The sequence below is a fragment of the Campylobacter sp. RKI_CA19_01121 genome (assembly GCF_025771295.1).
In the GTDB taxonomy this organism is placed as follows: domain Bacteria; phylum Campylobacterota; class Campylobacteria; order Campylobacterales; family Campylobacteraceae; genus Campylobacter_D.
The window spans coordinates 1-17,628 of record NZ_JAKMQA010000017.1; the positions used below are offsets into that span (position 1 = coordinate 1).

Sequence of the window (17,628 nt, forward strand, 5' to 3'; positions counted from 1 at the left end):
GAAGTCAAAGAAAGAGTTGAGGCCGATTTGAAGTTTATGAATTGTTCCAACAACACTTTTTTTAACATAAAAATAAATCACACTAATAATAATAAAAAGCACAATTGTAGAAATTGCAAATATAATAAATGCTAAAGAATCGGCAGGCTTTTCCACTGATTTTTTTGGTGCTATAGTTACAACACTCCAATGATCATTAGAGCCCTCCCAAAGATCAAAATTTACAAGCTGGGCTAAATTTTCTTCATTTGTTGAAGCAGGTATAAAAGTAAATAAACCATTGGTTTTGGTGCTTTGCATGTCTAGTATTGTTTTTGCACTAGGATGAGGATTAATTTCTGTGATGATTTTTCCAACATATTCTGCTTTTGGACTAGATATGATTAAACCATCACTTGAAATCAATAAACGTTGGTCATTTGCAAATAAACTCTTATTTGGATCATTTAATTCTTCTCTCAATAAATCAATGCGCACAAGCATACCTATTGCACCAATTGTTTCGTTATTCTTTCCAAAAATTGGTAAAACAATGTTTACTAAGTATAATTTTTCTCCATTTATAGAATAATCTCTAGGTCTTCCAACGGCAGGTTGCTTGGTTTGTAAAGCTTTTATGAGAGAATTTTGTTGCAAGATTACTTCTTCAGCTTGGATGAATTTAATTGATCCTTTTTGTTGTGGATTTTCATCTTTTGCTAATAATAAAAACTTTCCTGATGGAGTAAGATTTAAAGGATTATTGCCGTGGTATTGGTTAAGATGAATATATGCAAAATAAGTCCAAGAATTTGAATCTAGCATACTGCTTATTAAAATTTTAAGATCTTCTATATCTAAGTTATTATCTTTATTTGCAAAATTTTTAATAACGCCTTGTGCTGTTTCTAGTGTTGAATATGCGTTTTGGGTAATTGCTTGAATCCCATTTGAGTATCTATTGGCGCTACTTAATAAAAGTTTATGAGCTTCATCATTAAGCATTTCTTGGCTTTTTGAGATTATCGTTACAGATAAAATTCCTATGCCAATAAATATTACAGAAGATAAAATTAAAATCATTTTTGTAGTTAAATTAAAATTTTTAAACATTAGTTACCTCTTTCATCTGATGTATTTGATAAAATGGTAACTTTTGTTTTTTAATATTTTTTTATTAGTTTGTTAATTTTTTCCCACAATCTTACTCCTAATTCTTTTGCATTATTTTTATCTAAACTTTTATATTTATGACTAGCAAGTTTTTCAAGCTCACTTAGCTCTTTGGCTAGAATGTTAAGTTTATTTTGTGCTAGCTTGCTAAAGTCGTCAATTTTTGGATTTTGTTTAATTTCATTTATTTTAATAAGGATTTGTTCTCTATTTTCTTGTATGAGACGTTTAAATTTAGCAAATAAAGTGTCAAATTTATTTTCTAATAAATCTTTGAGTATGTCTTTTACAGGGTTGTCAAGTTCTGATGATATTTTTTTAAGCATTTGAATAAATTCTTGTTCTATATCTATGAGTTCTTTTTCTTTGTTTTTTAAATCATATTCTAAAGCACTATATGCAAAGCTTGATTTAAATTTTTCAATCGCTAAAGAAATTCCTTCTTGCGCTCCATAAATACTTCCAATACATAAATCATAAGCAAAGGCTTGTGATTCATTAGCAAGTTCAAAAGCTGCATTTAAAACTACTTGGGAGATTTTTAAAATTCTTTCTTTTTCAAAACTTCCTTCACAAATTGCATTAAAGACTAAATTTTTAGCAATCTCACAAGAAGTAAGTTCTATATTTTCTCCTTTTTCTAAGGTTGTGATAAAAGCACTTTCAGCAGTTTCTTTTAAAAGACCTAGTATTTCTATATCATAAAGCATAGCATCATTAATGCTTATATTAAATTCATTTAAATTCAAATCCTTTAAGGTTTTTTCTAAGTCAAAAAAATTATCACAAATTTTATGCTTAATGGTGTTTTTTTGTTCTTCGATTTTTACTTTTAATTTGCCATATTCATTAATATAAGCAAAAAATGCTTTTTTATCTTCTTCCACTCTAGCTTTGATGATACCTTGGATTATTCTAGAAATATTTTCTTCATTTATAAGTTCAAGTTTTTCTAATACCTTAGAAAAGATGGCAAAAAGTTCTTCATTGCTAGTATTTTCAAAACTAATTTTTTTATAACTTAGACTAAAAACAAGCTCGCTAATTAAGTTTGGAATTTCGTTTTTTTCACAAGCTAAGAGAGAATTTTCAAAAATAATGGCTAAATTTTTCATAGTTTTTCCTTTTTATAGTACAAATTTGGCTTTACTTTTTAATTGATTAAAAATATTTAAACGGTCACTTTTGCTATCTACATAAACACTCAAAAGATAGCTTTTGTATGTTCCTTGTTTGCTAGTATTTGAGATTTTGTATTTAAATTCTCTTTCATTAAGTATTTGAGTAAAAATTTCTAAAGCATCAGCCCCAGCTTCAAAAACAACTTTATAATCCCAAAAAGTAGGGTAATTTATAATAGGTTCTTTTTTAAGATCGCAGATATTTACCACTTTTTCCTCCTTCTTTACTTTCTAAAACTATATTAGTAATTTGCATACTTTTATCAATAGCCTTAACCATATCATAAATAGTTAAAAGTCCAATGCTAACAGCAGTTAAGCTTTCCATTTCAACTCCGGTTTTTCCTTCGCATTTTACGGTCACAAAAAGTTTAAAAGAATATTCTTCTTTGTTTTCTTCTATATGGGTTTGTACTTTTGAAATCATTAAAGGATGACACATTGGAATGAGATTTGAAGTTTGCTTAGCTCCCATGATGGCTGCTGTGATGGCAGTTTGCAAAACAGGTCCTTTTTTAGCTTTATTTTCAATGATAGCTTCAAATGCTTCTTTACTCATATATATTTTACCGCTTGCACAAGCTTCTCTTTGGGTGATATCTTTTTGACTTACATCTACCATTTTGGGATGATTTTTTTCATCTAAATGCGTTAAATTCATATTTTTCCTTAAGTAAAGTTTGAAAAATTATACCAAAATGTATATTTTTATATTAAAATACTACTAAAAAATTTTAAAGGATTTATAATGGCTTATGATGATGAAGAATTTGAAAATTACGATGATGAAATGTATGATGAAACAGATGATGATACTTATGTAAATAATCAAAGATCGTATAATTACGATGATGATGATTATGAATACGATGATGATTATAGTGATGATGATACTTATGAGATGGATTAAGAGTGAGTAAAAATCTTAGTAAAAAAGATATAAAAGTTTTAGGTCTTTCTTCTTTGGGAGGGACTTTAGAATTTTATGATTTTATCATTTTTGTATTTTTTGCAAGTTATATTTCTAAAAATTTCTTTCCTGAAAATTTAAGTCTATTTTGGCAAATGTTTAATACTTATGGAATTTTTGCTGCAGGATATTTAGCTAGACCGCTTGGCGGTATAGTTATGGCTCATTTTGGCGATAAATTTGGCCGTAAGAAAATGTTTATGCTTAGTATTTTGCTGATGGTTGTGCCAACTTTTATGCTTGCTTTTATACCTACTTATGAAAGTATAGGGTATTTATGTATAGTATTTTTAGTATTTGTAAGGATTTGTCAAGGCATAGCTATAGGTGGGGAATTACCTGGTGCTTGGGTTTTTGTATTTGAGCATGCTCCAAAGGGTCAAAAACGCACTTATCTTGGGATTTTAACAGCTTCTGTGGTAGGTGGAATTTTACTTGGTAGTTTTGTATTTTTGATGATGAATAAACTGTTTACACAAGAAGAGCTTTATGAGTGGGCTTGGAGAATTCCATTTTTTTTGGGTGGAATTTTTGGGATTATTTCTGCTTATTTGCGTAAATTCTTAAGAGAAACTCCTGTTTTTGAGCAAATGAAAAAAGACAAAGCTTTAGAAAAATTCCCTTTAAAAGAAGTGTTTAAAAAAGCCAAACTAGGCGTAGCGCTTTCTATGTTAATAACTTGGGTTTTAACTGCTTGTATTGTTGTGATGATTTTGATCATACCTTCTTTTATGGCAAAAATGTTAAGTATTGATGCAAGCGTTCAAACTTATATGCAAATGCTTGGTATAGTTGTGCTTGTAACTGGCTGTATATTAAGTGGAATTTTGGCTGATAAAATAGGCATAGTGAAAGCTTGTGTGGTTTTTTCATTAGGATTTTTCTTAACTTGTTTGTTTTATTTTAATGCTCTTTATACTAAAACACCTGATTTTAATACAGTGAGTGTGTATTATTTGAGTGCTTGTTTTTTTGCTGGAGTGATGAATTTTTGCCCTTTAATGATGAGTGAAGTATTTGATGCTAAGATTAAATTTTCAGGACTTAGTTTTTCATACAATATAGCTTATGCATTAGCCGGTGGGTTTACCCCACAACTTGCTCTATTTTTACACACCATTGCTTTAGGAAATTTAGAAAATATCGCTCGTTTTTCTTTAGGATTTTATATGTTAGCTATGGCTATAATTTCACTTATTTGTGCTTTGATGTTTAAATATCTTAGTAATATCCAACGCACATACTCTCAGTGATTTTAATACGCTTTTCCAAAGGAGTGGGACTAAAAAAATGGCATTTTTCAATGTAAATATTATAATTATAATCTAGCTTTAAAAGATCGTAAAATGCCTTTAAATTTACAAATTTAACCCCACATACTTCTTTTATATCTAAGATTTTATAAATTTGAGAATTATTTTTTTCTACTAAATGAGATGGGGCTAAAGTGGTAAATGAGCAAAAAGCACTTGCTAACACATAGCCACTTAAATTTTCACATTTTTGTATAAGGTGTTGGTGTTTTTTTAAAATACTTTTTTTGTTTAAAAATACCACTCTTGTACCTTGATAGCGTGCTGCTTGAGCGTTTTTCCAAAATTTATAAGCGTTTTTAGAGATATTTGCTAATTGATGTAATTGCACATTTAAGACATAATCATCTAAGAATTGATTGGGTGGTAAAATAGTATAAGTCATAGTTTTTCTTTAGTTTTATTTTTAAAATTATACTAAAAATTGACTTTTGTTTATATTTTTAATTTCTAAATTTAATACAATAAGTAAAAATTATTTTTAAGGAAAAGCATGAAGTTTGAAACTATTAATCATGAGGGTATAAAAAAACTTATGGATATTTTTTATGCAAAGGTTAGAGTGGATAAAGATTTAGGACCTATTTTTAATGAAAAAATCGGCACAGATGATGAGAGTTGGAAAAAACATAAAGAAAAAATAGCAAGTTTTTGGGCAGGGATGTTTTTAGCTGATCCAAGTTATAGTGGTTCACCTTTGAGAGCTCATCATGAATTGCCTCCATTTCCAAGAGAATTTTTTGATATTTGGCTTAATTTATTTGATGAGAGTTTGCAAGAAGTTTTTGAAGATGAGCCAAGAAATATCATTATAGAAAGAGCTAGAATGATAGCCCAAAGATTTCAAATGATTATTTATGATCATAGATTTGCTTAAGAGTTTAAAAACTCTTAGCGATAACTAAAGGTATGTAAATTTTCACTATGCGAATATTTATAACTGTATTTTCCATCAAGATATATTACCAAACGATAATACCCTTTATGTGAACCAAATACAACTTTTCTAACTTGTGCTGTATTAACTTGCAGTGTTTTGGTGTTAAAATTTTGTTTTTTAGCAAAATCTATAATAATTTTAGTAGGATCTCCTATAGAAAGATGTCTTAGTATTTTATCCTGGGTTTTGATATTAATTTTGTTATTGTAAAAACCAAGAGAAATAAAATTATAAATATTTCCGCTAAAAAGTGGTGTTTCTATGTTTAAAGTAGTGTTGTTTTCTTCTGTTTTTGAGTTTTTATTTCCTTGTTTTTGTGGCACGGTTACAGATACATCAAGTATAGGCGTGGCATTTGGACTTTTAGTTTTTATAAATGAGTAGGTATCATGCCAGTTAATACTTTTGTATATATCCAGAGTGGTTTGTTCTTCAGATCCATCAAGGTTAATGTAAGTAATGGTAATATTTTTTAAAATTCTCGCATCAGAATTAAAGTTAAAATCTTGCCTTTGGAAAGGACTAAGTTTTGCAAATTCGGTATTTTTTTGTTCTATGTTATTATCAAAAGGATTGTCTTTTGCATTTAAAAATACACAAGAAAGTAAAAACAATATAAAAAATTTAATTCTCATGCGAATTTTCTCCCTTAAGTCTTAAAAGTTGCAAATATTCTTTTTGAGCTTGAGCATTTTTAGCTTTTAAAGTCATTATATTTTTTTCTAAAATTTTTTGCTCTTCTTTAAGTGTTAGTAGCACATCTAGAGAAGATTTACCAAAAAACATATTACCAAAATACATAGCAACAATAATAGCTACAAATGATAATGCAATGGTTTTGATGAGTTGACGATGAGCTTCCTTTTTTTTAGAATGCTCATCATACTCTTTTAATAAATCGCTCAGAGTTTATCTCCTAAGTATTCATCATTATCAAGTTCAATTTCTAATAAGCGATTGTATTTAGCAGTTCTTTCGCCTCTTGCTAGAGCTCCTGTTTTGATTTGTCCTGTATTAAGTGCTACTGCAAAATCAGCTATAAAAGCATCTTCGCTTTCGCCACTTCTGTGACTCATAATACATCTGTAATTATTTCTATGAGCTAATCTTACTGTTCTCATAGTTTGAGTGATTGTTCCAATTTGATTAGGCTTAATCAATACAGCATTTGCCATATTTTTCATGATACCTTCTCTTAAAATATCTTCATTAGTTACAAACAAATCATCACCCACAAGTTGAATTTTATTGCCAAGCTTTTGAGTGAGTTTAATCCAACCTTCATAATCATCTTCAGCTAAACCATCTTCAATACTAAAAATAGGATATTTAGCACATAATTCTTCATAGCGAGCAATCAAGTCTTCACTTGAGAAAACTTTACCCTCTAAATGGTATTTACCATCTTTATAAAGCTCACTACTTGCTACATCTAGTGCTAGTTTGATTTTATTTTCATAGCCTGCTTTTTTAATACAAGTCATTAAAAGATCAAGTGGTTCAGTGTTGTTTGCTAAATTTGGTGCAAAACCACCCTCATCGCCTAAAGCAGTAGAGTGACCTAGATTAGCTAATTCTTTTTTTAATACTGCATAAATTTCACAAACTGATCTCAATCCTTCTTTAAAGCTTGAAAAACCAAAAGGCATAATCATAAATTCTTGAAAATCTACGCTATTGTTTGCGTGCGCACCGCCGTTGATGATATTGCACATTGGCACAGGTAATACACTTGCATTTGCTCCACCTAAGTAACGATATAAAGGTACGCCTAGTGCATTAGCAGCAGCACGCGCTGTTGCCATAGAAATTCCTAAAGTTGCATTTGCTCCTAGGTTGGAATAATTTTTTGTCCCATCAAGTTCTAAAAGAGTATTGTCTAGTTGGGTTTGATTAAACGCATCAAGCCCTATAATGTTTTCAGCTATGGTGCCATTGATGTTTTCAATAGCTTTTAAAACACCTTTTCCGCCAAATCTCTCATCATTGTCTCTTAATTCTAAAGCTTCTTTTTTTCCTGTGCTTGCACCACTTGGAACGATAGCACTACCCACACTGCCATCGCTTAGCATGATTTCAGCTTTAATGGTAGGATTGCCTCTACTATCTAAAACTTCAAAAGCTCTTAAATCTTCAATAATCAACATTATTCTTCTCCTTCATCGTCTTCTTTTGCGCCCAAAATCATACTATCTATACCGATTGAGTTTTGTATAGCTTGAGTAATTTCATCTGCAATAGCTGGATTTTCTTTTAAAAAGGCTTTAGCATTTTCTCTACCTTGACCGAGTTTAGAAGCCTTGTAAGAAAACCATGCACCACTTTTATCAATAATATCAAGTTTTACACCATAATCTATTAGCTCGCCTTCACGACTTACACCCTCACCAAACATCACATCAAATTCAGCCTGTTTAAATGGAGGGGCTACTTTGTTTTTAGCCACTTTTACTTTAACGCGGTTTCCAATAGGCTCATCATTTTGTTTTAAGGTAGCTGTTTTTCTTACATCTAAACGCACTGAAGCATAAAATTTTAAAGCATTTCCACCGGTAGTTGTTTCAGGGGTGCCATAGCCCATCATGCCTATTTTCATACGAATTTGATTGATGAAAATTACAGTAGTGTTCATTTTATGAACGATACCGGTTAATTTTCTTAAAGCTTGGCTCATTAATCTTGCTTGAAGACCTACATGTTGATCTCCCATATCACCTTCAATTTCTGCTTTTGGAGTAAGTGCAGCAACGCTATCTACCACTATTAGATCAATGGCTCCACTTCTTGCTATAGTTTCAACGATTTCTAAGGCTTGTTCTCCAAAATCTGGTTGAGAGATGTAAAGATTTTCTGTATCAACACCTAAATTTTTTGCATATCTTACATCAAGAGCGTGTTCAGCATCAATAAACGCACAAACTCCACCTTTTTTTTGACATTCTGCTATGATGTGTAAGGTAAGTGTAGTTTTACCTGAACTTTCAGGTCCATAAATTTCTATAATTCTTCCTTTTGGAACCCCACCAATTCCTAAAGCTAAATCAAGTCCAACAGAACCTGTAGGAATAGAATCAATTTTTTCAACTTCTTTATCGCCAAGTCTTAAAATAGTACCTTTTCCAAAGGTTTTATCAAGACTTTTTAAGGCTGCATCAAGTGATTTTCTTTTATTATCATCCATGCTTGTTAATCCTTTTATAATATGTTTAAAATTGTATCAAAAAGAAATTTAATATAAGTTTTTATTTTGAATTTTGCTAAAATACTTTTTTAGATTTTTAAGGAAAAAAATGAATAAAAAAATTAGCGTAGCGCACTCTCCTGATGCTGATGATATTTTTATGTATATGGCGATTAAATTTGGTTGGGTTGGAAATGCTTATGAGTATGAAAATACAGCCTTGGATATACAAACTTTAAATGAGCTTGCATTAGAAAATATATACGATGTTAGTGCGATATCTTTTGCACTTTATCCTTTAATAGCTAGTGAATATGCTTTATTAAAAACTGCTGTGAGTTTTGGTGAGGGTTATGGGCCAAAGCTTATTAAGAAAAAGAATAAAAAATTAAAGCCAAATTTTAAAGTTGCTTTAAGTGGAGCACACACTACTAATGCTTTAATCTTTCGCATAAAATATCCACAAGCTAGAATAATTTATAAGAATTTTTTAGAGATTGAAAAGGCTGTTTTAGAAGATGAAGTTGATGCGGGAGTGCTTATACATGAGAGCATTTTAGAATTTGATTCTAGTTTGTGTGTTGAGGCTGAACTTTGGGATATTTGGCAAGAATTAGCAAAAAATGATTTACCTTTACCTTTAGGTGGTATGGCCCTTAGAAGATCTTTACCGCTTAGTGATGCAATAGCGGTTGAAAAAGATTTGATTAAAGCAGTAGAAGTAGCCGATCATAATAGAAAAATCTTAGCCTCCATGCTTTTAGAGCGTAATTTAATACGCGTTGATGCACAAAAACTTGATGTGTATTTAAATTTATATGCAAATAAAAACTCTATTAATATGAATGATAAACAATACAATGCCATAGATAAGCTTTTTGAGCTTGGATATAATCATGGATTTTATGAGAAGTTAATAAAAAGTAAAGATTATCTTATCCCTAGTGAGTATGAAGAATTTAGAAATTCTTGATAGAATTTAAATTTTAAGGAGAAAATATGGAAAGTACTTTAGTAGCCTTGGGTGTACAAACTTTTAAAATCACACTTATGCTTTCTTTACCTATGCTTTTAGCAGGGCTTATTGCAGGGCTTATTATAAGTATTTTTCAAGCTGTAACGCAAATTAACGAAGCCACGCTTTCTTTTGTGCCAAAAATTTTACTTGTTGTTGTGGTAATAGTATTTTTAATGCCTTGGATGATAAGTTCTATGATTGATTTTACAACTAATATTTTAAATCAAATTCCAAGCTTTATTAGATGATTATTGATTTTTCTAAGTATTCTTCTGTGCGTATAGGTGAGAGCTTTGAAGTGCAAACACTTGAAGAGCCTTGCGAATTTGATGGTTTTTTAATAGGTGGGGCAAATAATCTTTTAATCTCTCCAAAACCCAAAAAACTAGGAATTTTAGGGAAAAGTTTTGATTATATTAAAATTTTAGAGCAAAATGAAAAAGGTATGTTTTTAGAGATAGGCTCTAGCGTGAAATCTTTTAAAATGTATCATTTTGCTAAAGAAAATAACTTAAAAGGCTTTGAGTTTTTAAGAAATATCCCAGGGACTTTGGGTGGTATTTTAAAAATGAATGCAGGATTAAAAGATGAGGATATTAGCAAAAATTTAATTAGTATTTGCACTTTTAATCAAGAAATTTTAAAACAAAATATTGCTTTTGCTTATAGGTTTAATCCTATTAAAGAAGTGATGTTTAGCGCGAAGTTTTTTTTAGAATATGGATTTGACCCAGTTAAAGATGAGCTTTTAAAAAATGCAAGAAAAAATCAACCCAAAGGTGCTAGCTTTGGCTCTATTTTTAAAAATCCCAAAAACGATCATGCAGGAAGATTGATAGAAGCAGTTAATCTTAAAGGTTTTAGCAAAAATGATGCGATGTTTAGCAATGAACATGCAAATTTTTTAATCAATAAAAAACATGCTAGTTTTGAGGATGCTATGTTTTTAATAGAGCTTGCTAAAAAAAGAGTTTTTGAAGAATTTGGGATTGTTTTAGAAGAAGAAGTGGTGATTATATAGTATTTTTAATATCTTCATAAACAATTTTAGCTATTTCTTGGACTAGTTCTTGATAAGATTTGTTTTTATTATTTGAGCCAAATTGAGTATTGATAGTAAGAATTTTATGATCTTTTAGTTTTTTTGTTTTGGCATTAAAAAGTTTGTACTCTATGTCGGCTTTGACTTCAAAATTGGAAAAAAGCAAGAAATTTTGTTGGCTTGCTTGAATGCTTTTTAAATCTAGTAAAATAATAAAATCAGCCTTTTTAAAACGATTAAATTCTAAAAACTCGCTTGCACTGATGAAATTTTTATTTGTTTGCAAGATATTTTGACTATTGATATAAGTTTGATTTTCTTTTTGACTAAGCAAGGCAAAATTATTTTGCTCATTTAAAATAGCACTTAATGCTTTTAGTGTGTCTTTTGCCATGCTTTTAGCATCGATTTTTAAATTTGAAAAATAAAAATTATATTCTTTTTCATAGCTTGGCACTAAAGCTAAGGTGTTAATGTGTGAGAGTTTATCATAATTTATATTTTGTTCAAGATTGATGATACTAAAATCATCGTTATTTTGTAATTTGATGATTTTTTTATTTGCAAAAGAGTTAGCATAAATAGCATTTAAAAAACAAAAAAATATTAAAAAAAATCTCACTAAAAACCTTTTAATTTAAATTCATTCTTAGCAAAAGCTATAAAACTTGGAAGTTTAAAATCAGGACTATTATAATTTAGAGCTTTTTTATCAAAATCGTATAAAATTCCACCATTTTGTTTGACTAAAAAATCTCCCGCAGCTATATCCCAAGCTTTTGGACCACCAAAACGTGGGTAAATTCCAGCTTTTGCTTCAAGTAAATATACAAATTTCAAAGCAGATGAAACCTTAATGCCTGCAAGATGATTTTGAATGAAAAAATATTCATTGTTATCATGGTTTTTAGAGTAAAGGGCTATATTTTTAACCTTTTCGTATTGCTCTAAGCTAAGATTTAAAATTTCATTATTTTTATAAACCTTAGTATGAGTATGTGCATAATAAAATGCATTATTTTCCACATCGCCTATGAGTGAAAGTATAGGGGTGTTTTTGTGGATTAATGCGATTAAAACACAATATTCTTTATCTTTTTTAGCATAAGATTTAGTGCCATCAAGAGGATCTATAAGCCAAAAATACTCTAAATTTTTTCTTTCTTCATAAGAAAGTATATTTTCTTCAGAGCATATAGCTATATCGCTTGAAGCCAAAATCTCACTAATAACTTCATTAGACTTTATATCAGCTAAACCTACCGGAGAATCATCATCTTTAAGCCACAAGGTATTTTTGTCTTTATATTCAAGCAATACTTTTGAGGCTTCCTTGCTTGCTTTTAAGGCTAATTCTAAAAGTGTGTCTAAATTTTTCATAAAAAAAGTATAGCAATTTTATATAAATGCTTAGTAGAATTATTTTCTACTAAGATTATTGATAAATTTAATTAAGCTAATGGCTAAAATTGCTTCAAGTAAAGCAGTAAGCACTAGCCCTGAGTATATATCTTGAGTGATGATATTGGTTTGATAAGAAAGCGTAGCTACTGCGATGAGTAGGGTTAGTGGCATAGAATGACTTAGCCCAAATAAAAAAGTATTTTTTAAACCAAGTATTTTTACAAAAGTCATAGCACAGAGTATTCTTAGTCCTATCATAAAGGCAGTTAGTGAAAAAGCTATGAGTAAAACTTGAGGGTTTAAAAGCATTTGAAGCTTAAAGCTTGAGCCTATATAGATGAAAAATATAGGGATTAAAAAGCCATAACCAAAACTAGAAAGTTTATGCTCTAAGTCTTTTTTATGATCAAAAAAAGTAGCTATAAATGAACCTGCTATAAAAGCTCCAAGTGCAACTTCAAGTTTAAAATAAATCATAATCGCAACTATGGCTATGAAAATTGCCATGCAAAATCTTATATCTTTTTCGTTTTGATCTTGCCAAGGCATGAGTATGGTTTTAAGCTGTGGATACCACCAAAAAAGTACTTCTAAAAATTTAAATCCAAAAATACAAAGTGCTAAAAATCCCACTAAATATAATAAATTTTGAGTAAGTGAGAAAAGATCGGCTCCTTTTCCCAAAAATGCTGCAGCTATGGTAAGTAAAACTATGCTTACAACTTCAGCTAAAGTGGCTACCACCATAGATACATTAAGCCACTCACAGTTTTTGCCAAAATCTCTATAAAGCGTTGAGAGCAAACCCACACTCATAACAGGTATGATAATGACAAAAATATAAGAAATATCTATACTTTCAACCGCTAAAATACTAAAAGCATATAAAAGTATGATGTAAATAAAAGCTTTGTTAAGCAAGCTTCTTTCAGTGTTTAAAAAGGTTTTGAGATTAATCTCCATACCCGCAATAAACATAAGATAATAAAATCCCGCATTAGCTAAAAGCTTAAAATTCTCACTTTCTCCTATGAAACCCAAAAATCCTATAAAAGAACCAAGCATGATTTCAGTGGCTGAAAGTGGGAGTTTTAAAAATTTAGCAATATAAGGTGAAGTTAGCAAACACCCTGCTACGACTAATAAAATTTTTAAATCCGTAGCAGCTTGAGCATCAATGGCATGAGCTAGCAAAGCTAAATCCCATTTGTTTTAGTTTTTGTATGTCTTTGCTAGGTTCTTCGCCTTTAGTTGTAAGATAATCGCCCACTACTATAGCACTAGCTCCTGCATTAAAAATTTCATATTGCCTTTCTTTTAGCACTACTTCTCTACCACCTGCTACCATGATATGTGCATTTGGTAAGTCTTTTTTAGTATCTTTGATGATATTTAACGCCTCATCAGGATCAAGCAAAGCTTGTTTGAGTTTTAAGTTTTCATTTGGTATGAAAAAATTAATAGGCGAAGAAAAAGGATCAAGCTCTTTTAAACTTGCTCTAAAACTTTTTCTATCAGCTTCGCTTTCTCCAAGACCATAAATTCCACCACAACAAAGCATCAAACCTGCTTCTTTAGCATAAAGATTAGTTTGAAATCTTTGCTCCCAAGTATGTGTAGAGCAAATGTTTGGGAAAAATTCTTTGGAAGTTTCTAGATTATGATTATAAGAAAAAATTCCTGCTTTTTTTAATTCTTTGAGTTGTTCTAAATTTGCTATGCCATTGCAAGCTATGAGTAAAAGTCCTTCTACTTCTTTTTGCACCGCATGAGCTACCTTGCATACATATTCAAGTTTTTCATCATCAAGCCCAGCTCCTGCTGTAACTAAACAAAAACCCAAAGCCTCATTTTTCTTAGCCATTTTAGCTTCTAAAACAATTTGATCTATATCTTTTCTTTTGTATTTGTTGATATTAGTTTTCACATGAGCACTTTGTGTGCAGTATTTGCAGTCCTCCCCGCACCCTCCACTTGCTATATTAGATATAGCACAAAGCATGATTTGCATTATATTTCCTTTTTGATTTTGCATTTTAAGCACTCTAAAAATGTGCCTTTTTTAAGCTCTTTGATGATCAAAGTTTCGCCACATTCGCTACATTTTTCTTCACTTGGTTTGTATTTGCTTATATAGTTGCATTTTGGATAAGCACTACAACCATAAAATTTACCACGCTTAGAAAAACGCTCTACGATCTCACCTTCTTGACAGCTTGGACATTTTACGCCTATGGTGTTGAGCTTTTTCTCACTTTTTTCTTCATTTTGTGTTTCTTGTTTTAAATTTCTTGAGTATTTACATTTTGGAAAATTTAAACAAGCTATAAATTCTCCATATCTTCCTTTTCTTATAGCAAGCTCTCCACCACAATCAGGGCAGGTTTCATCTAATTTTGTAAAAGTTTTTTGACTTTTTATATTTTTTTTACCCTCATCGATTTTTCTCATAAAAGGAAAATAAAACTCTCTTAAAACTTCTTGCCAGTCCATTTTACCTTCTGCAATGATGTCAAGTTTATCTTCCATTTTAGAAGTAAAATCACTATCTACTATATCACTAAAGTTTTGTTCTAAAACTTCTGTTACGACAAAGGCTATTTCATTAGGTATGATTTGCTTTTTATCTATATGCACATATTCTCTTGCACTGAGTAAAGAGATGGTTGGAGCATAAGTTGAAGGGCGTCCTATACCAAGGTTTTCTAGCTTTTTAACAAGCCCAGCTTCAGAATATCTTGAAGGTGGCTCGGTAAAATGTGAGCTTAATTCTATATTTTGGATATTTAATGTATCTTCTAGTTTTAAATTAGGTAAAATTTTATCTTTGTCCATATCTCCATATACTTTATAGTGCCCATCAAATAAAATTTTTCTACCACTTATTTTAAAACTTGCTTCATTTGATTTTACATAGACATTTTGAGTTTGAGATATAGCAGGATTCATTTGTGAAGCTAGGAAACGATTGTATATTAAAGTATATAATCTTGCTTCATCTTTTTCTAAAAACTCACTTGCAAGTTTTGGAGTAAAGCTAAGATTAGTCGGTCTTATAGCCTCATGTGCTTCTTGAGCGCCTTTGCTTTTAGTGGTATAAATATTTGCTTTGCTTGGTAAGTATTCTTTGCCAAAATCATTTTTGATGAGTTTTCTTACTTCTTCTAAGGCTTCTTTTGCGATATTTAAGCTATCAGTTCTCATATAAGTGATCACACCCATAATACCTTGATGAGTTTTTACGCCCTCATAAAGTTTTTGAGCTATCATCATGGTTTTTTTAGGGTTAAAACCAAGACGATTGCTTGCACTTTGTTGCAGGGTTGAAGTCATAAAAGGTGCTTGTGGGGCTATTTTTCTATCTTTACTTTCTATATCTTTTATTTTAAAGTTAGCATTTTTGCAAGCTTCAAAGATAAGCTTAGCTCTATCTTCATTAGTTAGACTTAGTTTTTCTATCTTTTGATTTTGAAACTCAACTAGTTCAGCTTGTAAGTCTTTTTCAAAAATCATATCTATACTAAAGTATTTCAAAGGAACAAAGGCTTTAATTTCTCTTTCTCTATCAACGATGATTTTTAAAGCTGCACTTTGCACACGCCCTGCGCTTAAGCCTTTTTGGATTTTTTGATTTAGTAAAGGGCTTAGTTTATAGCCTACTATGCGATCAAGTAAGCGTCTAGTTTGTTGGGCGTTGACGCTATTTATATTTAAAGATCTTGGGTTTTTTAAAGCATTTTCTATAGCACTTTTGGTGATCTCATGAAAAACTATGCGTGGCAGGGAATTTTCATCTTTATTAATAGCCTTAGCTATATGATAAGCTATGGCTTCACCCTCGCGGTCCTCATCGGTTGCAAGGTAGATGGTTTTTGCTTTTTTAGCCTTTTCTTTGAGTTCTTTTACTAAGCTTGAATGATCATTTGAAATTCTATATTCAGGTTTAAAATTTTCATCTTCTATTTTTATACCAAAGCTAGTTTTAGGTAGATCTCTAATGTGGCCTTTAGAGGCTATCACTTCATAGTCTTTACCTAGAAAATTACCTATGGTTTTAGCTTTAGCAGGTGATTCTACTATGATTAAATTTTTCATTATTTTCCTTGTGAGGATTAAAATTAGTAAAAGTGTATAAAAAAAAGTTAAATTTTTTGCTTAGAAAAGAAGAAAAGCCCACCAAAAGGTGAGCTTAGGAAATCGTAAGTTGACTACTGAAGCAATCTTAATACATTTTGAGAAGCTGCGTTTGCTTGAGCCATAGCGTAAGATCCACTTTGAGCTAGAATGTTAGCTTTAGAGTAGTTTGCGCTTTCGCTTGCAAAGTCAACATCTCTAATTTGTGATTCAGCAGCTTTAACATTAACTTGAGTTACGCTAATGTTGTTAATAGTTGATGTGATTTGATTTTGCGTAGCACCGATGTTTGCTCTAATAGTATCAAGGTTTGCTATAGCAGTGTCAGCTATATCCATAACAGCCATTGCACCTTGTAAGGTGGTAACACCAGCTGTTTTGCTACCAGATTGTGTTGCAAAACTCATAGCATTGAAGCCCATAGCTGAAGCTACATCAGCAGATATTTGACCCTTAACTGACTCTAAATTTACAGTTGCTTCTGCTACTGTATTAAAGCCTAAAGCAGATACGTCATTTCCTGCAACAGACCCTATGATAATATCACTACCATCATTTTTTACCAAAGATAATCTTCCATAATTAACAGAAGCGACATGACCTGATAAACCAGTTCCGATACTTCCTCCTAGTTCAATACCTCTACCATCTGCTGAGTTTAAAACCAATCTACCATCTACTAAAGAAGCTTCAACACCTGTTGTATCTTTTTTAGCATTGATAGCTGAAATCAAAGCACCTTCCTTATCGTTTGCTTTATAATTTACTTTACCAATGACAACACCATTGATTGAAAAATTATCACTTGTTGTTCCGCTTGCTGTTATAGCCGTATCTGATATAGTTTGAACGGTAGCTGTTGCTCTAACTCCTGTGATATCTGAAGCTTTATTGATTTCAGCTGCTAAAGCACCAAGGCCTGTTCCTGCGCTTGTGGAAATTGTTACAGGTTGAATCACATAATCATTTACACCATTATATGATTTTATGGTTAAGCCAGCTGTTCCACTTGCCGTAACTCTAGCACCTGTTTCAAAGCGAGTTTGACCTATTTTTGCTGAGTTGGTTGCACCTATGGTAGCATTTACAGTTTGGTTTGCTTTATCGCCAATTTGGAATTGTTGATTTGAGAAAGCACCACTTAAAAGTTGTTTTCCATTGTAGGTAGTAGTATTTGCTATATTATCAAGCTCTTCCATTAATTTTGTGATTTCACCTTGAATCATTGCTCTAGTTTTTGCTGTTTGACCATCTTGAGCAGCTTGAGTAGCTTTTACCTTAATGGTATCTAGG

21 protein-coding genes are annotated in these 17,628 nt (G+C 30.9%); 6 read left to right on the forward strand and 15 right to left on the reverse strand.

All coding sequences use genetic code 11. From position 1 onward, the window contains the following. The 4 genes from L8T90_RS07580 to moaC form a co-directional block, all read right to left on the reverse strand. A partial coding sequence (locus L8T90_RS07580; RefSeq protein ID WP_263737150.1) for a cache domain-containing protein occupies nt 1-1,092 on the reverse strand: 1,092 nt, incomplete at its 3' end. Nucleotides 1,093-1,142: 50 nt separating this feature from the next. Then, the gene (locus L8T90_RS07585) at nt 1,143-2,267 is read right to left on the reverse strand and encodes a hypothetical protein (protein WP_263664264.1); all 1,125 of its coding nucleotides are present in this window, start codon (nt 2,265-2,267) and stop codon (nt 1,143-1,145) included. 12 nt (nt 2,268-2,279) lie between these two features. After that, complete coding sequence (locus L8T90_RS07590; RefSeq protein ID WP_263737151.1) at nt 2,280-2,543, reverse strand: DUF493 domain-containing protein; 264 nt, start codon at nt 2,541-2,543, stop codon at nt 2,280-2,282. Continuing rightward, the gene (gene moaC / locus L8T90_RS07595) at nt 2,521-2,994 is read right to left on the reverse strand and encodes a cyclic pyranopterin monophosphate synthase MoaC (RefSeq protein WP_263683281.1); all 474 of its coding nucleotides are present in this window, start codon (nt 2,992-2,994) and stop codon (nt 2,521-2,523) included. Before moaC ends, L8T90_RS07590 begins: the two co-directional genes overlap by 23 nt. Nucleotides 2,995-3,081: 87 nt before the next feature. Between moaC and L8T90_RS07600 the strand changes: the two genes are divergently transcribed. Next, the gene (locus L8T90_RS07600; protein ID WP_039667884.1) at nt 3,082-3,243 is read left to right on the forward strand and encodes a highly acidic protein; all 162 of its coding nucleotides are present in this window, start codon (nt 3,082-3,084) and stop codon (nt 3,241-3,243) included. Between the two features lie 2 nt (nt 3,244-3,245). After that, the gene (locus tag L8T90_RS07605; protein WP_263737152.1) at nt 3,246-4,556 is read left to right on the forward strand and encodes an MFS transporter; all 1,311 of its coding nucleotides are present in this window, start codon (nt 3,246-3,248) and stop codon (nt 4,554-4,556) included. On the opposite strand, the gene L8T90_RS07610 is transcribed toward L8T90_RS07605, so the two are convergent. Further along, nucleotides 4,525-5,001 (reverse strand): cysteine permease, encoded by a 477-nt coding sequence (locus L8T90_RS07610; protein WP_263679712.1) that lies wholly within the window; start codon nt 4,999-5,001, stop codon nt 4,525-4,527. The two genes, L8T90_RS07605 and L8T90_RS07610, sit on opposite strands and share 32 nt — an antisense overlap. A 108-nt stretch (nt 5,002-5,109) precedes the next feature. On the opposite strand from L8T90_RS07610, the gene L8T90_RS07615 reads away from it, so the two are divergent. Continuing rightward, entirely contained in the window at nt 5,110-5,493 is a 384-nt protein-coding gene (locus L8T90_RS07615) for a group III truncated hemoglobin (RefSeq protein WP_263679710.1), read from the forward strand. 14 nt (nt 5,494-5,507) lie between these two features. Here the strand turns inward: L8T90_RS07615 and L8T90_RS07620 are convergent, their stop codons facing one another. The 4 genes from L8T90_RS07620 to recA form a co-directional block, all read right to left on the reverse strand. Beyond that, on the reverse strand, nt 5,508-6,191 hold the full coding sequence (locus L8T90_RS07620) for an AMIN domain-containing protein (RefSeq protein ID WP_263737153.1): 684 nt from the start codon (nt 6,189-6,191) through the stop codon (nt 5,508-5,510). Further along, on the reverse strand, nt 6,181-6,342 hold the full coding sequence (locus L8T90_RS07625) for a hypothetical protein (protein ID WP_163197158.1): 162 nt from the start codon (nt 6,340-6,342) through the stop codon (nt 6,181-6,183). The genes L8T90_RS07620 and L8T90_RS07625 overlap by 11 nt, the downstream gene beginning before the upstream one ends. Before the next feature lie 116 nt (nt 6,343-6,458). Continuing rightward, nucleotides 6,459-7,703 (reverse strand): phosphopyruvate hydratase, encoded by a 1,245-nt coding sequence (eno, locus tag L8T90_RS07630; protein ID WP_133319944.1) that lies wholly within the window; start codon nt 7,701-7,703, stop codon nt 6,459-6,461. After that, nucleotides 7,703-8,737: a recombinase RecA gene (gene recA, locus L8T90_RS07635; RefSeq protein WP_087700900.1), complete on the reverse strand. Its 1,035-nt coding sequence runs from the start codon at nt 8,735-8,737 to the stop codon at nt 7,703-7,705. The genes eno and recA overlap by 1 nt, the downstream gene beginning before the upstream one ends. A gap of 109 nt (nt 8,738-8,846) precedes the next feature. Between recA and L8T90_RS07640 the strand changes: the two genes are divergently transcribed. The 3 genes from L8T90_RS07640 to L8T90_RS07650 are packed head-to-tail and all read left to right on the forward strand — an operon-like array spanning nt 8,847 to nt 10,776. Continuing rightward, nucleotides 8,847-9,710: a menaquinone biosynthesis family protein gene (locus L8T90_RS07640; protein WP_263661946.1), complete on the forward strand. Its 864-nt coding sequence runs from the start codon at nt 8,847-8,849 to the stop codon at nt 9,708-9,710. Nucleotides 9,711-9,736: 26 nt separating this feature from the next. Beyond that, nucleotides 9,737-10,003, forward strand: coding sequence for a flagellar biosynthesis protein FliQ (gene fliQ / locus L8T90_RS07645; protein WP_012660903.1), 267 nt, complete (start codon nt 9,737-9,739; stop codon nt 10,001-10,003). Continuing rightward, a complete protein-coding gene (locus L8T90_RS07650; protein ID WP_263737154.1) occupies nt 10,000-10,776 on the forward strand; it encodes a UDP-N-acetylmuramate dehydrogenase in 777 nt (258 codons plus the stop codon). The genes fliQ and L8T90_RS07650 overlap by 4 nt, the downstream gene beginning before the upstream one ends. Here L8T90_RS07650 and L8T90_RS07655 read toward each other — a convergent pair. The 6 genes from L8T90_RS07655 to L8T90_RS07680 form a co-directional block, all read right to left on the reverse strand. Beyond that, nucleotides 10,769-11,419, reverse strand: a complete 651-nt coding sequence (locus tag L8T90_RS07655) for a hypothetical protein (protein ID WP_263737155.1) — start codon at nt 11,417-11,419, stop codon at nt 10,769-10,771. The two genes, L8T90_RS07650 and L8T90_RS07655, sit on opposite strands and share 8 nt — an antisense overlap. Further along, complete coding sequence (locus L8T90_RS07660; RefSeq protein WP_263737156.1) at nt 11,419-12,177, reverse strand: 3'(2'),5'-bisphosphate nucleotidase CysQ; 759 nt, start codon at nt 12,175-12,177, stop codon at nt 11,419-11,421. The genes L8T90_RS07655 and L8T90_RS07660 overlap by 1 nt, the downstream gene beginning before the upstream one ends. 39 nt (nt 12,178-12,216) lie before the next feature. Further along, nucleotides 12,217-13,395 carry a sodium/hydrogen exchanger family protein gene (locus tag L8T90_RS07665; protein WP_052241302.1) on the reverse strand — a complete coding sequence of 393 codons (1,179 nt, stop codon included), beginning with the start codon at nt 13,393-13,395 and terminating at the stop codon, nt 12,217-12,219. Next, nucleotides 13,376-14,212 carry a biotin synthase gene (locus L8T90_RS07670; protein ID WP_240389675.1) on the reverse strand — a complete coding sequence of 279 codons (837 nt, stop codon included), beginning with the start codon at nt 14,210-14,212 and terminating at the stop codon, nt 13,376-13,378. Before L8T90_RS07670 ends, L8T90_RS07665 begins: the two co-directional genes overlap by 20 nt. Beyond that, a complete protein-coding gene (gene topA / locus L8T90_RS07675) occupies nt 14,212-16,296 on the reverse strand; it encodes a type I DNA topoisomerase (protein ID WP_412175012.1) in 2,085 nt (694 codons plus the stop codon). Before topA ends, L8T90_RS07670 begins: the two co-directional genes overlap by 1 nt. A 113-nt stretch (nt 16,297-16,409) precedes the next feature. Further along, the coding region (locus L8T90_RS07680; RefSeq protein ID WP_263737157.1) for a flagellin at nt 16,410-17,628 on the reverse strand (1,219 nt) is incomplete at its 5' end.

Coding starts and splice junctions, on each gene's coding strand:
- topA (WP_412175012.1), bottom strand. CDS start 16,296: ATGAAAAATTTAATCATAGTAGAATCACCTGCTAAAGCTAAAACCATA.
- L8T90_RS07600 (WP_039667884.1), top strand. CDS start 3,082: ATGGCTTATGATGATGAAGAATTTGAAAATTACGATGATGAAATGTAT.
- L8T90_RS07660 (WP_263737156.1), bottom strand. CDS start 12,177: ATGAAAAATTTAGACACACTTTTAGAATTAGCCTTAAAAGCAAGCAAG.
- L8T90_RS07610 (WP_263679712.1), bottom strand. CDS start 5,001: ATGACTTATACTATTTTACCACCCAATCAATTCTTAGATGATTATGTC.
- L8T90_RS07650 (WP_263737154.1), top strand. CDS start 10,000: ATGATTATTGATTTTTCTAAGTATTCTTCTGTGCGTATAGGTGAGAGC.
- L8T90_RS07625 (WP_163197158.1), bottom strand. CDS start 6,342: ATGTTTTTTGGTAAATCTTCTCTAGATGTGCTACTAACACTTAAAGAA.
- moaC (WP_263683281.1), bottom strand. CDS start 2,994: ATGAATTTAACGCATTTAGATGAAAAAAATCATCCCAAAATGGTAGAT.
- L8T90_RS07585 (WP_263664264.1), bottom strand. CDS start 2,267: ATGAAAAATTTAGCCATTATTTTTGAAAATTCTCTCTTAGCTTGTGAA.
- L8T90_RS07670 (WP_240389675.1), bottom strand. CDS start 14,212: ATGCAAATCATGCTTTGTGCTATATCTAATATAGCAAGTGGAGGGTGC.
- L8T90_RS07640 (WP_263661946.1), top strand. CDS start 8,847: ATGAATAAAAAAATTAGCGTAGCGCACTCTCCTGATGCTGATGATATT.
- L8T90_RS07615 (WP_263679710.1), top strand. CDS start 5,110: ATGAAGTTTGAAACTATTAATCATGAGGGTATAAAAAAACTTATGGAT.
- recA (WP_087700900.1), bottom strand. CDS start 8,737: ATGGATGATAATAAAAGAAAATCACTTGATGCAGCCTTAAAAAGTCTT.
- eno (WP_133319944.1), bottom strand. CDS start 7,703: ATGTTGATTATTGAAGATTTAAGAGCTTTTGAAGTTTTAGATAGTAGA.
- fliQ (WP_012660903.1), top strand. CDS start 9,737: ATGGAAAGTACTTTAGTAGCCTTGGGTGTACAAACTTTTAAAATCACA.
- L8T90_RS07620 (WP_263737153.1), bottom strand. CDS start 6,191: ATGAGAATTAAATTTTTTATATTGTTTTTACTTTCTTGTGTATTTTTA.